This is a genomic window from Pseudomonas petrae, assembly GCF_021728295.1.
GTDB lineage: Bacteria > Pseudomonadota > Gammaproteobacteria > Pseudomonadales > Pseudomonadaceae > Aquipseudomonas > Aquipseudomonas petrae.
This window is the reverse complement of record NZ_JAKJXE010000004.1, coordinates 160260-173393: the sequence shown is the minus strand read 5'-3', so window position 1 is coordinate 173393 and position 13134 is coordinate 160260. Positions and strand designations below refer to the sequence as shown.

Here is a 13134-nt window from a genome sequence, read left to right as displayed (position 1 = left end):
GATCGTTCCTCACGCTCCGCGTGGGAATGCATCCCCTGACGCTCCGCGTCACCGGTCTGGCTGTAGGAACGCGCTCATGTGATCGCGGTGGGCCAGCCGGCACCAAAACCCTGCACGGTGTGCTTTTTTGAGGCGAGCGCAGGCTCTTTCAACAGTTAGTAAGAAACCATCCACCCAGGCCGGCCGGGCCTTTCACCCCCATGGCCCGGCTTTTGCTTTTGTTGAATCCAAACTTGGATACAAGATGGAAGCCTCCCATGCACGACCTCCAAACCCCCCATTTCGGCTGGACGATCAACGAGTGGCTGACGGCCTATCAGACCGGGCAGTTGTCGCCTGACGTGCTGCTGTCGCTTCCCGGCGCTTACCCGGAAACCGACACCGCGTGGATCGCCCGGGCCAGTCAGGCGCAGATCAGCGAGCAGTTGGATGCCCTTGCCGAGCGCCTTGCGGCAGTCAACGGCGACATCACCCGACTGCCGTTGTACGGCGTGCCGTTCGCGATCAAGGACAACATCGACGCAGCCGGCTGGCCGACGACGGCGGCATGCCCGGAATTCGCGTACACCGCGAGTAAAGACGCGACGGCGGTGGCCCGACTGCGCGCAGCGGGGGCGATTTTGATGGGCAAGACCAACCTGGATCAGTTCGCCACCGGCCTGGTCGGCACCCGCTCGCCCTACGGCGCCGTGCCGAACAGCTTTAACCCTGATTACGTCAGCGGCGGCTCGAGCTCTGGATCGGCGTCGGTGGTGGCGCGGGGGCTTGTTGCGTTTTCCCTGGGCACCGACACCGCAGGCTCTGGCCGGGTGCCGGCGGGTTTCAACAACATCGTCGGCCTGAAACCGACCAAGGGCCGCGTGCCCAACACCGGGCTGGTGCCAGCGTGCAAGACGGTGGACTGCGTTTCCATCTTCGCGCTGACCGTGGACGACGCCCAAAAGGTCGTCGGCCTGGCCGAAGGCTTCGATGGCGATGACGCCTATTCCCGCCACAACCCGGGCACGGCGCCGGTGGGCTTTAGCGCCGCTATGAAACTGGCCGTGCCGGACACCCTGGAGTTCTTCGGCGATAGCCAGAATCAAGCCGTGTTCGAGCAGGCGCTGCGCCGCTTGAGCGACATGGGCGCCGAGATCACGCGCATCGACTTCGCCCCGTTCAAGGCACTGGCCGAGCAGCTGTATTACGGCCCGTGGGTCGCCGAACGCACAGTCGCCTTGACCTCGATGCTGGAAACCAACCACGACGCCATCAACCCGGTGGTGCGTGGCATCGTCGAAAGCGGTCTGGCCTACAGCGCCTGTGACGCCTACCGCGCCGAATACCTGCGGGCCACGCTGAGCCGGCAGATCAACGACGCCCTGGCCGGTTTCGACGCCCTGGTCGTGCCCACTTCCGCCACTTTGCGTACCCAGGCAGAAATGGCCGCCGAACCGGTGCTGTACAACTCGCAGTTCGGCTTCTACACCAACTTCACCAACCTGGCAGACCTCTCGGCCCTCGCACTGCCTGCCGGTATGCGCGCCGATGGCTTGCCGTCGGGCATCACCCTGATTGCGCCGGCCTGGCACGACACGGCGCTCGCTCAATTTGGCCAGCGCTGGCAGGAAAGCGTCGGCTTGCCGATGGGCGCAACCGGCCGCGCAATGCCAGCGTCGCCAGCGTCGCCAGCGTTGCCAGCGTCGCCAGCGTCGCCAGCGCCGACACCTTCGCCAGCGATTGCACCGCGCGGCAGTGTTCGCGTTGCCGTAGTCGGCGCGCACCTGACCGGCATGCCACTAAACGTCCAGCTCACAACCCGCGATGCCGTGCTCGTCGAACAGACCCTCACTTCAGGCGACTACCGGCTCTACGCCTTGCCCGGCACCGTGCCGCCCAAACCGGGGCTGGTGAAATCTGCAGGCGGTGCATCGATCATCGTGGAGCTGTGGGACATCCCGCTGGCGCGCTTTGGCGAGTTCGTTGCCGAGATCCCCGCGCCGCTGGGCATCGGTAATCTGACGCTGAAGGACGGTCGCAGCGTCAAGGGCTTCATCTGCGAACCCTGGGCAATTGACGGCGCGCTGGACATCACGGCTTTCGGTGGTTGGCGCGCGTACATCGGCAGCCTGAAGAAACCCTGATGGGGCTCAAGACGCGGTCGTCAAAGTCGCCGCGTCACGCCCAGCCATCACCCGACGGAGCACCCCGGCCATCATCCCTTCACAGAAACCCAAAGCGCGCCCGGACAACATGGCCGAGCGCATCTATCAGCAGCTCAAGGAAGACATCTTCGAGTTCCGTCTGCTGCCGGGGGATCGCTTCAGCGAAGGCGAGGTGGCCGAGCGCGTGCAGGCCAGCCGCACGCCGGTGCGGCTGGCGCTGTATCGGCTGGAGCGCGAAGGCTATCTGGAGGTGCATTTCCGCAGCGGCTGGCGGGTGAGAGCGTTCGATTTCAACTATTTCGAAGAGCTTTACGACGTGCGCATCGTGCTGGAGTGCGCGGCATTGGCGCGTCTGCAGGCACTGGATCTGCAACGGCATGCGGTCATTGACGAGCTGAAACACACCTGGCTCGTCACGCCCTCCGAGCGCCTGCAAGACCCCCAGCAGGTTTCAGCGCTGGACGAGCGTTTCCACTGCGCGCTGCTGGAGGCGGCAGGCAACACCGAGATGGCGCGCCTGCACCTGGAGATCACCGAGAAGATCCGCATCATTCGTCGCCTGGATTTCACCCAGGCGGCGCGCATCGAGGCGACCTACGACGAGCACGCGCAGATTCTCGACAGCGTGCTCGATCGCCAGACCGAGCAGGCGCAGCGGCTGCTTACGCGGCACATCGAAATCAGTAAGCAGGAAGTGCGCAAGATCACCCTGCACCGGCTCCACGTCGCCCGGCCATGAGCCGACCTCTGCACCTCACATCAACTGCAAGCCAAAGAGCACTCAGCGCGGATTACGCCGCTCCGCCACTTCCGCCAACACCGCCAGGTCCATCTCGCCCTGTCCATGGTCAATGGCGTCCTGCAAGTGGGCGCGAATCATCTCGGCGCTCGGCATCTCTACCGACACCTGACTGGCCGCCGCCAGCACCAGATCCACATCCTTGAGCCCAAGCACCGCCTTGAACGCGGCCGGCTCGTACATGCGTTCACCGATCAGCGCGCCATACCCGGCGTATACCGGGCCGGGGAAGATCGTCCCCGACGCCAGCTCCACCAGATCGGCGGATTTCAGACCGTGGCGGGTGACCAGCACGGCCGCTTCGCTCATCGCCTCGATGGCTGAGACCAGCATGAAATTCATCGCCAGTTTCATGGCATTGGCGCTGGAGGGTTTGTCCCCAATGCGCCAGGTTTTGCTACCGATCAGGTCAAGCAACGGCTGCACCCTGTCGATGGCTTCAGCGGAGCCAGCAGCCATGATATTCAGCTTCGCGGCGGCGGCCACGTTGGGACGGCCCATCACCGGCGCGGCGATGTAGTCGATGCCCTGTGCGGCGTGCAGCTCGGCCAGCTCATCGGCGAAGGTCACCGCGACGGTCGCCATGTTGACGTGAATCAGCGGCCCCTTGAGTTGCTTGAGCAGGCCGGAATCCAGCAGCACCGCGCGCAAGGCCTTGTCGTCGGCCAGCATGCTGAACACCACGTCGGCGGCGAACGCCTGCGCAGGCTCGGTGACCGCCGTGGCGCCTTGCTCGACCAGCGGCTGCGCGGCTTCGGGAGAACGGTTCCAGACCAGCAGTTCATGACCGCCTTTCAACAGATTGCCAGCCACGGCCTGACCCATATTGCCGAGGCCTAGAAAGCCGATTTTCATGGGGATGCGCTCCAGTAGACGATGGGAGTACGGCGCGAGTAGCGCCGAACGGGGCGAGCAAGATCGTTCACGACCTGTGCAGCTCACCCTCGTGAAGAATGGGACCGCGCCACTCTAGCAGCGTGCCCGCCCATTGCACGTGCCCGAGCATTCCCTGTGCTGCCCCGTGCTACGCCGCCTGCCGCGCCTCGCCGCGTATCACCAGACCGATGCCCACGCCCGAGACCGCCATGCCCAGGGCCATCAGCCACGACAACGGTTCGTCGAACATGGCCCAGGCCAGCAGCAGCGTCAGCGGCGGGCTGAGGTAAAGCACACTGGCGACGCGCGTCGGTGTGGCCCGGCGCAGGCACATCCAGTACAGGCCATAGCCGCCGACCGTCGACACCGACGTCCACAGCACACTCATTGCGAAGCCTGCATTGGGGACAGGCGCGAGACTGCCGTGCAGTCCGGCAACGAGGGCAAAAACGAAGGTCGAGACGAAGCACTGCAACCACAGGTTGGGCAGCAGGCCCAACGCCTGCGGGTTGGGGGAGTGTTTTTGCCACAGCGTGGCGACCGCCAGCGACAGCATGCCCAGCATCGGCAGGGCGTAGGCCCATGGGGGTGCGCTGCCCCATGCCAGCGCGTCGTGGGTCGCCAGCATCACGCCCGCCAGGCCGATCAGCAACCCGACCCATACGCCGCGGGTCAATCGCTGGCGGAGCACCACCGCCGCCAGCACGGCCATGCCGATCGGCAACAGATCGGCGAACAGCGCCGCCAGCCCGGCGGGCACGCCAAGGGCAATCCCTTCGGTCACGCCGAACAGATAACCGGCCATGGCCAGCAGGCCGATGCCGGCGTTTTTCAGCAGCACCGCAGGCGGCGTCTGGCGCAGTGGCCGGGCGACAAAGGGAAAGAGAATCAGCGTGACCAGGAGGCAACGCCAGAACACCACCAGCGACGCCGGCGCGAAATCGATGGAAAAACGCGCGCCAATGAAGCCCGAACTCCAGATGACCACCAGCCCGGCTTCGAGCAGCGGCAAGGGGATCGCCCGGCGGCGAGACGGAAGGGAATGGCTCACGTTGGTCAGTTCGTTTGAAGTGTTCATGGACCCAAGCTACGCAACCGCCGTAATCTAATAAATCAAAATAAACGACAGCAGTGCTTCGGGATCAGTAAACCATGAGCGCCATTCTGGATATCGAACAGGTCCGCACCTTTCACGCCGTGGCGCGCATTGGCAAGTTCAGCGCGGCGGCGGAACAGCTGCACAAAAGCCCGGCGGCGGTCAGCGTGCACGTGCAGCGGCTGGAAGCGGTGGCGGGCGGGCGACTGCTCAATCGCGACAATCAATCGGTGTCGCTGACGCCGCTGGGCAAGCGTTTTCTGACCTCCACCGCTGCACTGCTGAGCACCCACGATCACGTGCTGGCCGAGCTGCAGGGCACGCAGCTGGCGGGGCGTATCACCCTTGGCGTGCCGGATGAATACGCCACGCACCTGATTCGCGACGTGCTGCCGATTTTCACCGCCGCGTGGCCGAACATCGTCCTGGAACTGAAGACCGCGCCCAGCTTCATCCTGCGCGATCAGGTGCGGCGGGGGCGTCTTCAGGTGGCGGTCATCGCCCAGCCGGAAGGCCAGTTGGGCGCCGACGATCAACTGCTGGTGCCGACGACGCCGGTGTGGGTCGGCGCCGCGCATCACGCCGGGGATTTGCCGGACCCGTTGCCGCTGGCCGTGCATGCCGCGCAATGCTCGTACCGGCAAGCGATGATCGAGTCGCTCAAGCGCAGCGGTCACCGCATGCGCATCGTGCTCGAGAGTTCGTCCAATCAGGCGGTGAAGGCCTGCGTCGAGGCAGGCTTGGGGATCAGCGTGATCGACCGCGCCCGGGTCACCGACGGCATGCGCATCCTCGACAGCCTGCCGCTGATCGCCGACCACGACATCATCGTCGTGCGTTCGTCAGCCTCCCACGGCGATGACGCGGTGGACCTGCTGCGGCGGGCGATCGGGCAGTATTTCCGCCTCTGACGGCGGCGCGGTTCACTCCTCGGAGCGCTCGCAGAAGCGCAGGCGATTGCCGAACGGGTCGGCGATTTCCATGACCTTGCCCCAGTCGAGGTCCTGAATGCCGGGGACATCTGCACAGGGCTTCACTCCTTGATGATCTGAGCGGGCGATTCTAGCCCAGAGTGGCCCCGCGCCTACCCGGCGTCCGCTCGGGTCGGCGGCTGGCGCACGTAAATCGCCAGCAACAGCGCGCCGAGGCTCAAGGCGGCGAGGGCCACTGAGCCGACATCAATTGCCAGATCCAGACCCCATGCCGTGGCGGCGCGGCCCAGCAACAGGGCGACCACGCCCTGCATCAGGTATGCCACCAGAAACAGCGCCGAGAGGGTGCCAGCGCGGTGATGCATCGGTGCGTGGGCGTTGATCAGGTTGAGGCCACCCATGAACAACAGGCTGTAACCGGCGCCGCTGGCCGCGCTGGAGAGCAGGAACACCGGCAGGGCGTGGGTCGTGGTCGCGAGCATGAGCAGCAACAGGCTGACGATGGAAAAGCTCGCGCCGGCGATGATCGACAGCCTTGAGCCGAAGCGTTTGCCGACGATGCCGGTGATGCCGAGGACGATGGCGAACAGCGAAATGGCGCCGCCGTTGACCAGCGCATTGCTTGAGCCGATCAGGTCGTGGGCGATCTGCGAGCCGAGCGAGAGCATCGTCGCGCCGACGGAGTAGGCGCTGAGCACCGCGCTGACCGACACCAGAAACGTGCGGCGCAGCGGTGGATGAATGTGCGGCAGCTTCAGCGACCACGGCTTTTTGCTCTCGGCCGGGGTGTGGCGCGGCAGTCGCCAGACCCCGAACAGCGTGGCGCCGAGCACGACGATCAACACCCAGAAACTCAGGCGCGTGGGGAACGGCGCGTACTGGATCAGGCCACTCCCGAGGATCAGCGCGGCGGCAAGGCCCGAAGCCTGCGCCGCAGTGGTGATGGCGCCGGCCAGTTTCGCCTTGCCCGGCGCACTGAATTCGACGACCGCTGCGGCGGAAGGGCCGGCCGACAGCCCGACGCCGATGCCCATGAACGCCCGGCCGATCAGCAGCCACGTGACGTCGGGGGCGAGGGCGAACAACAGCACGCCGATCAGTGAAGCGCCGACGCCGAGCAACATCGCTGCCCGCCGCCCGATGTAGTCGGAAAGGTCGCCCAAGGCAATCAGCGTTGCCACGACGAACACCGGGAACACCGCGAAAATCAGCGTGGTCACGGTCGGCGTCAGTTGCCATTGATGGGCGTAAAGCGGGTACATCATGGCGGGCGCGGCGCTGGTCCACAGCGTATGGACCACCACGGCGGCCGCGACCCAAAAGCTGGTCTGGCGGCTCCATGTCGTGTGGGGGTGATTCATTCGAAACGCCTCGCAGGGATCAGATCGTTGACGTTAATGGGGGAAAGGTGGCGTGGGCTTGTATCGATGTGCGTTTGATGGTGTTCACACTGGCCTCTTCCCGGCTGAAGCCGGTCCTACTGACGGATTGCGTGCAACAGTGGGACCGGCTTCAGCCGGGAAGGCGTCGGATGCCACGCTGAGAAGTTAATGGTGCTCACGCGGGCCTCTTCCCGGCTAAAGCCGGTCCCACTGAAAGCATCGCGTCCGTCCGCTGAGACTGGGTGTGACCCAACTGTGGGACTGGCTTCAGCCGGGAAGCCGCCAGACACCACGCTGCAAAATCGAGGGTGTTCACACAGGCCTCTTCCCGGCTGAAGCCAGTCCTACTGGACGCGCGCGATCCGTCAGTAGGACCAGCTTTAGCCGGGAAAGCGTCGGACGCCACACTGCAAAACGGGGTGGCGGCCGATGGACTCAGTTCAAGTGAGCCTTCAGCTCGCCCGCTGCCTGGCGCATGGCGGCTTTGACTTCGGGGATGTTGCTCAACGGATTGAGCAGGCCGTAGTCGTGGACCATGCCGTTGTAGCGCACGGCGGTGACGTCGACCCCGGCCGCATCCAGTTTGCGGGCGTAGGCTTCTCCTTCATCGCGCAGCACGTCGAGGGCGGCGGTTTGTACCAGCGTGGGCGGCAGGCCCTTGAGCTGTTCGGTCGTGGCGCGCAGCGGCGAGGCATGAATGTCGGCGCGCTGCTTGGCGTCGGTGGTGTAGCTGTCCCAGAACCAAGTCATCATGTTTTTGGTCAGGAAATGCCCCTCGGCGTATTGCTGATACGAGCCGGTGTCGAAGTTCGCGTCGGTCACCGGCCACAACAGCAACTGGAAGCGCAGCTTCGGCGTGTTGTGCTCCTTGGCCATCAGCGCCACCACGGCCGCCATGTTGCCGCCGACGCTGTTGCCGGCCACGGCCAGACGCGAGCCATCCACATTGATCTCCTTGCCATGCTCGGCCACCCATTGGGTCGCCGCATAGGCCTGGTTGATCGCCATCGGGTAATGCGCTTCCGGGGAGGGCGTGTAATCCACGTACACCGCGACAGCCCCCGAGCCCACCACCAGATCGTGAATCAACCGAGCGTGGGTCGGGTAATCGCCCAGCACCCAGCCGCCGCCGTGGAAGAACATGAACACGGGCAGTTCACCCTTGACGTTGGCCGGGCGCACGATGGTCAGCTTGATGCTCTGGCCGTCGGCCTTGATGGTTTTCTCACTGACTTGGGTCCCGCTCAAATCCACCTTCACCGAATTCTGCGCGCCGGTCAGCACCGCACGGGCGTCTTTCGGGCTGAGCTGTTCCAGCGGCTTGCCGCCACCTGCGGCCAGCGCGTTGAGGAATGCCTGGGTCTGGTGCTCAGGTACAGCGGTTTCAGCGGCGAAAGCCTGGCTGACGGAGAGAGCGAGGAGGGTAGCGGTCAGGGTTTTTGTCAGAGTGTTCATGATGGTGCTCACGTGGAATGGCAATGGGATCAGATGAGCCGGTTCAGCGTGTTGATCGCGTCCGGCTGGCTTGGACCACACTCTACGGAGCTGTCCTGATCGAAACAATTAGCCCAAATAGAGACTCATTGTTTCGATTTTGGGGACTGTTGGCGCACGGCTGTCCCTGTTGCGTTGTCTCGATGGGATCGGGAAGAAACGGAAGGGATAGAGGCAAGAACGGCGCCGTGCTGAAGATCAGCCACGGCGCACGTCAGAGAAGCGGGTAAAGCGGATTAGCTGCGCAGGTCTTTCTTGATTTCGTCTTCGTCTTTGTGAGGCGCTGCTTTCGGCAGCTCGGCAGGGTAGAACTCACCCTTGAGATTCAGTGCGGCGATGCGCGCCTTGAGCTTTTTGATGACGAGGTCGATGTCCTGTTGATTATCGAGGTCGTCCACACGCAGCCACAGGTGCGGAAGATTTTCAAAATACACGCCGTCGATTTCCACATCACCCGTCAGTTCGCGGTCCTGGCGCCACAGGCACTTGCGGTGAACGGTCGCCGGGTCCTGTGGCCAGCTTTCCGAGGTGGTCAGCCAGACCTCGTGGTAATCCTGCAGATCAATTTCTTCAACTTTGTCCAGTGGGATAAAAGTATTCACATATCACCTGTCAGCCAAGGGGACCGGGCAAGGTCGTTGCGCTGCTGCCTGCCCCAGATCCAATACCGTTTCAATAAGCGCACACCACTATGGCCGCCGTTTGGCTGACGAGTTCAACGCCCGCGCGCTATTGCCGCACGGCTACGCCCCGTCAACGCAGCGACGTTAATGCAGCGCCGGTTCGCGACTGAACGCGTCAACCGCGCGCACCAACCCCTTGGCCGCCAGCGCCACCAGCTCCCCGCCTTTTTCTGGAGTAGCCAGCGCAGGGTCTGAGCCCATGCGGCCATCAGGGAAGCGCGCACGAAAATCCTTCGCCTCGCGGATCGGCCCGGACGGTGCAATCTGCGGCGAGTAGTCCGCTGATTTGATCGACTCCGGGTACGCCCACTGGGTCACCGCGATCTCGGACGGCGTCGCGTGGGAGCCGTGGCCCACCGGAAATTGCCGATGTGCCAGTTCGCCAACGCCTTCCAGGTCCCACCAGTTGGTCAGCTTCAGGGCGAAGCCGGCAGAGCGCCCGGCGAAACTGGCCTCCGCGTACAGCTCGGAAAACGCTGCCTCGATCGACGCGACGTTGCCGCCATGACCATTGAGGAAGAGGATTTTTTCGAAGCCGTGACCCGCCAGCGAACGCGTCCAGTCACCGATGGCGGCGATGAACGTCGAGGGGCGCAGCGAAATGGTCCCGGGAAAGCCCAGATGGTGCTGCGCCATGCCAATGTTGAAGGTCGGCGCGATCAGGATATCGGCGCTCTGCTGCGCTTGGTGGGCGATGATCTGCGGACACATCCAGTCAGTGCCGAGCAGGCCGGTGGGACCATGTTGTTCGTTCGAACCGATGGGCACGACGATCGTGCGGCTGCGTTTGAGAAATTGCTCGATCTCGATCCATGTGGACTGTTGCAGAAGCATGTCAGGTCCTCTCTTCAGGAAGGTGGGCTTCAGGAAAGTGGGGGGGTGTGGTGCTGGCGAATCTCGTGGCAGATGGTCGATTCCAGCACCCGTTCGGCGCCCGGCTTGAGGCCGAAATTGATCGAGTCATCGACGGCGCAGGCCACCCAGTGGCTTTCCGTGACCCTGGCGATCGCCGCAAAGCGCATGCCGGTGATGTGCTTGACTATGCTCAAAATGACGGGCACGGCGGGGATCGCATGGATCGCCTCAACATCCCAGGCACACTCAGGGCGGGTCATCGGATCTGGCTCTGGGGTAGCGGGAGGGCAGCGTATCTAAAATCCGCCAGCATGGCGAACCCCTCGGGCCTGTGTCCGACGTGCCGGCGCAGATTATTGAACCCTGACGCTCACGCAGTGGTCGTTTTATTGATGCCCCAAGGGCAAATGTCATTTGCGTCCCGTGAGCTGTTTGCTTTCGGTCGACGTGGCGATACTTGTCAGCCTCATGTTTCTCCAGGCTTTTGCCTCATTCAGCTTTTTATTTCTTAAAACAATGGGCCCACGGATGGCCGCCGCGAGGTTGAACGATGATTGCGATGCACCGATTTGCACTGCTGATGACCACTGCTGCGATGCTCAGTGCCTGCGGCGAAACCGCCAAGCTGCCGTTCCAGGCCGGCGTGGGCGCGCAGCCGCAACTGCCCGAGCCCAACAGCACGCTGATTCCGACCGTCAAGGTGTCCAAGGCCGTCGGCTGGAAGGGCGCCGACACGCCCAAGGCTGCCGAAGGGTTTAAGGTCAGCGCGCTGGCCGAGAACCTTGATCACCCGCGCTGGCTGTACAGCCTGCCCAACGGCGACATCCTGGTGGCCGAAAGCAACAAGCCGCCCAAGCCAGAAGGCGCGACGGACGGCGGGCCGGGGGTGATGGCCTGGATCAAGCGCACCGCCACCGGGATCGTCATGAGCCGTGTCGGCGCTGAAGCCGAAAGCGCTAACCGCATCAGCATCCTGCGCGATGCCGACGGCGATGGCCGCGCGGAAATGAAGAAGGTCTTCATCAGCGGGCTGACCTCGCCGTTCGGCATGGTGCTGGTGGGCAATGACCTGTTCATCGCCAACGCCGACGCCGTGGTCAAGGTCCCGTACAACGACGGCCAGACCGAAAGCACCGCCAAGCCGGTGAAAGTCACCGACCTGCCGGCGGGCATCAATCACCACTGGACCAAGAACATCATCGCCAACCGCGAAGGCACCAAGCTGTACGTCACCGTTGGCTCGAACAGCAACGTGGCCGAGAACGGCCTGGAAGCCGAAGAAGGCCGCGCAGCGGTCTGGGAAGTGGACGTCAAGACCGGGCAGAAACGCCTTTTCGCCAGCGGCTTGCGCAACCCCAACGGGCTGGCCTGGAAACCGGGCAGCAATGAGCTGTGGACGGTGGTCAACGAACGTGACGAAATCGGCAGCGACCTGGTGCCGGATTACTTGACCTCGGTCAAGGACGGCGCGTTCTACGGCTGGCCGTGGAGCTACTACGGCCAACACGTCGACAGCCGCTTGCAGCCGCCGCGCCCGGACATGGTCGCCAAGGCCATCGCCCCGGATTACGCACTCGGCACCCACGTCGCGCCGCTGGGCCTGACGTGGTCCGACCCGCGCGGCATGCCCGCCAAATTTGCCGACGGCGTGTTTGTCGGCGAGCACGGCTCGTGGAACCGCAATCCGCAGGCCGGCTATAAAGTGGTGTTCGTCGGCTTCCAGAACGGCCGTCCGACCGGCATGCCGGTGGATGTCCTGACCGGTTTCCTCAACGCCGACGGCGACGCACAGGGCCGTCCGGTCGGCGTGATCCTCGACAAACAGGGCGCGTTGCTGGTCGCGGACGATGTGGGCAACAAGGTCTGGCGGGTCAGTCAGGCCAAGTGATGTCTTAGCGATGAAATGTAAAATGCCGGTGATGATCACCGGCATTTTTCGTTCAGGGGCAACTCGGCAAGTGGTTGCAGTCAGCGTGAAAATCGCCGCGCACCGGCCACGCAGAGGATCACCCCGACGGTCACCACCAGCATGCCCAGGCTGACAGGTTCATGCAGCAGCGTCGCGGCCAGCGTGAGGCCGAAAAAAGGCTGCAGCAGTTGCAGTTGTCCCACCGCAGCGATTCCGCCCTGGGCGAGACCTCGATACCAGAACACGAAGCCGATCAACATGCTGAACAGCGACACGTAGCCCAGGCTCAGCCAGGCCGGTGCGCTGATGGTGGACAGCGATGGCGGCGCGCTGAACAGGCTCAGGATCAGCATGAGTGGCAACGCCAACACCAGCGCCCAGCAGATGACCTGCCAGCCGCCGAGCGTCCGGGACAGCGTGGCGCCTTCGGCGTAACCCAGGCCGCAGACGACAATCGCCAGCAACATCAGCACATCGCCCGCCGGCGACGCTGATAGCCCTTGAGCGCAGGCAAACCCCACCACCAGCGCACTGCCCAGTAACGAGAACACCCAGAACACCGGACGCGGACGCTCGCCGCCACGCAGCACGGCGAACACAGCAGTCGCCAACGGCAACAGGCCGACAAAAACGATGGAGTGCGCCGACGTGACGTATTGCAGCGCCAGCGCGGTGAGCAGCGGGAATCCGACCACCACGCCGCCGGCAACGATCATCAGTGGAATCAGTTGACTGCGGTTTGGGCGTTTCTCTCGCAGCACGAGCAACAGGCACAGGGCAACCGCTCCGGCAATGGACGCTCTGGCGACGGTCAGAAACAGCGGCGTGAACTCCAGCACGGCAATGCGCGTGGCCGGCAATGAACCGCTGAAAATGATCACGCCGATCAGGCCGTTCAGCCATCCGGCATTGGAAGGTTTTGCCGTCTGGGGCTGGACCTTGGAAGAGATTTCCATGGGTTCGG

12 protein-coding genes and 1 pseudogene are annotated in these 13134 nt (G+C 63.9%); 4 read left to right on the top strand and 9 right to left on the bottom strand.

What is annotated here, in order from left to right; all coding sequences use genetic code 11:
* Positions 1-257: 257 nt before the first annotated feature.
* Together atzF and L4G42_RS08510 are read left to right on the top strand one after the other, a co-directional pair.
* Positions 258-2123 carry an allophanate hydrolase gene (atzF, locus tag L4G42_RS08515; RefSeq protein WP_237260756.1) on the top strand — a complete coding sequence of 622 codons (1866 nt, stop codon included), beginning with the start codon at positions 258-260 and terminating at the stop codon, positions 2121-2123.
* 109 nt (positions 2124-2232) lie between these two features.
* Complete coding sequence (locus L4G42_RS08510; RefSeq protein WP_237251355.1) at positions 2233-2883, top strand: GntR family transcriptional regulator; 651 nt, start codon at positions 2233-2235, stop codon at positions 2881-2883.
* Positions 2884-2925: 42 nt separating this feature from the next.
* Here the strand turns inward: L4G42_RS08510 and L4G42_RS08505 are convergent, their stop codons facing one another.
* Complete coding sequence (locus L4G42_RS08505; RefSeq protein ID WP_237251354.1) at positions 2926-3798, bottom strand: NAD(P)-dependent oxidoreductase; 873 nt, start codon at positions 3796-3798, stop codon at positions 2926-2928.
* Between the two features lie 169 nt (positions 3799-3967).
* Complete coding sequence (locus tag L4G42_RS08500; RefSeq protein WP_237251353.1) at positions 3968-4897, bottom strand: DMT family transporter; 930 nt, start codon at positions 4895-4897, stop codon at positions 3968-3970.
* Between the two features lie 74 nt (positions 4898-4971).
* On the opposite strand from L4G42_RS08500, the gene L4G42_RS08495 reads away from it, so the two are divergent.
* Positions 4972-5826, top strand: coding sequence for a LysR family transcriptional regulator (locus L4G42_RS08495; protein WP_237251352.1), 855 nt, complete (start codon positions 4972-4974; stop codon positions 5824-5826).
* A 12-nt stretch (positions 5827-5838) separates the two neighbouring features.
* On the opposite strand, the gene L4G42_RS08490 is transcribed toward L4G42_RS08495, so the two are convergent.
* From L4G42_RS08490 to L4G42_RS08465, 6 genes and pseudogenes are all read right to left on the bottom strand, one after another.
* Positions 5839-5952 (bottom strand): glyoxalase superfamily protein, encoded by a 114-nt coding sequence (locus L4G42_RS08490; protein WP_237251351.1) that lies wholly within the window; start codon positions 5950-5952, stop codon positions 5839-5841.
* A 47-nt stretch (positions 5953-5999) separates the two neighbouring features.
* Positions 6000-7208, bottom strand: a complete 1209-nt coding sequence (locus L4G42_RS08485) for an MFS transporter (RefSeq protein WP_237260754.1) — start codon at positions 7206-7208, stop codon at positions 6000-6002.
* Positions 7209-7664: 456 nt separating this feature from the next.
* Positions 7665-8684: an alpha/beta hydrolase gene (locus L4G42_RS08480; RefSeq protein ID WP_237259929.1), complete on the bottom strand. Its 1020-nt coding sequence runs from the start codon at positions 8682-8684 to the stop codon at positions 7665-7667.
* Positions 8685-8959: 275 nt separating this feature from the next.
* Positions 8960-9325 (bottom strand): hypothetical protein, encoded by a 366-nt coding sequence (locus L4G42_RS08475; protein WP_237251348.1) that lies wholly within the window; start codon positions 9323-9325, stop codon positions 8960-8962.
* A gap of 165 nt (positions 9326-9490) precedes the next feature.
* Positions 9491-10240 carry a creatininase family protein gene (locus L4G42_RS08470; protein ID WP_237251347.1) on the bottom strand — a complete coding sequence of 250 codons (750 nt, stop codon included), beginning with the start codon at positions 10238-10240 and terminating at the stop codon, positions 9491-9493.
* Positions 10241-10281: 41 nt separating this feature from the next.
* Positions 10282-10521 (bottom strand): annotated as a pseudogene (locus L4G42_RS08465) (GAF domain-containing sensor histidine kinase); the annotation flags it as partial.
* 290 nt (positions 10522-10811) lie between these two features.
* Here L4G42_RS08465 and L4G42_RS08460 point away from each other — a divergent pair.
* Positions 10812-12149: a PQQ-dependent sugar dehydrogenase gene (locus L4G42_RS08460; protein ID WP_237251346.1), complete on the top strand. Its 1338-nt coding sequence runs from the start codon at positions 10812-10814 to the stop codon at positions 12147-12149.
* An 80-nt stretch (positions 12150-12229) separates the two neighbouring features.
* On the opposite strand, the gene L4G42_RS08455 is transcribed toward L4G42_RS08460, so the two are convergent.
* Entirely contained in the window at positions 12230-13126 is an 897-nt protein-coding gene (locus L4G42_RS08455) for a DMT family transporter (protein WP_237251345.1), read from the bottom strand.
* Positions 13127-13134: the final 8 nt, after the last annotated feature.

Bases quoted from the DNA above. Each gene is read 5' to 3' on its own strand.
- atzF (WP_237260756.1), top strand. From the start codon at position 258: ATGCACGACCTCCAAACCCCCCATTTCGGCTGGACGATCAACGAGTGG.
- L4G42_RS08510 (WP_237251355.1), top strand. From the start codon at position 2,233: ATGGCCGAGCGCATCTATCAGCAGCTCAAGGAAGACATCTTCGAGTTC.
- L4G42_RS08505 (WP_237251354.1), bottom strand. From the start codon at position 3,798: ATGAAAATCGGCTTTCTAGGCCTCGGCAATATGGGTCAGGCCGTGGCT.
- L4G42_RS08500 (WP_237251353.1), bottom strand. From the start codon at position 4,897: ATGAACACTTCAAACGAACTGACCAACGTGAGCCATTCCCTTCCGTCT.
- L4G42_RS08495 (WP_237251352.1), top strand. From the start codon at position 4,972: ATGAGCGCCATTCTGGATATCGAACAGGTCCGCACCTTTCACGCCGTG.
- L4G42_RS08485 (WP_237260754.1), bottom strand. From the start codon at position 7,208: ATGAATCACCCCCACACGACATGGAGCCGCCAGACCAGCTTTTGGGTC.
- L4G42_RS08480 (WP_237259929.1), bottom strand. From the start codon at position 8,684: ATGAACACTCTGACAAAAACCCTGACCGCTACCCTCCTCGCTCTCTCC.
- L4G42_RS08470 (WP_237251347.1), bottom strand. From the start codon at position 10,240: ATGCTTCTGCAACAGTCCACATGGATCGAGATCGAGCAATTTCTCAAA.
- L4G42_RS08460 (WP_237251346.1), top strand. From the start codon at position 10,812: ATGATTGCGATGCACCGATTTGCACTGCTGATGACCACTGCTGCGATG.
- L4G42_RS08455 (WP_237251345.1), bottom strand. From the start codon at position 13,126: ATGGAAATCTCTTCCAAGGTCCAGCCCCAGACGGCAAAACCTTCCAAT.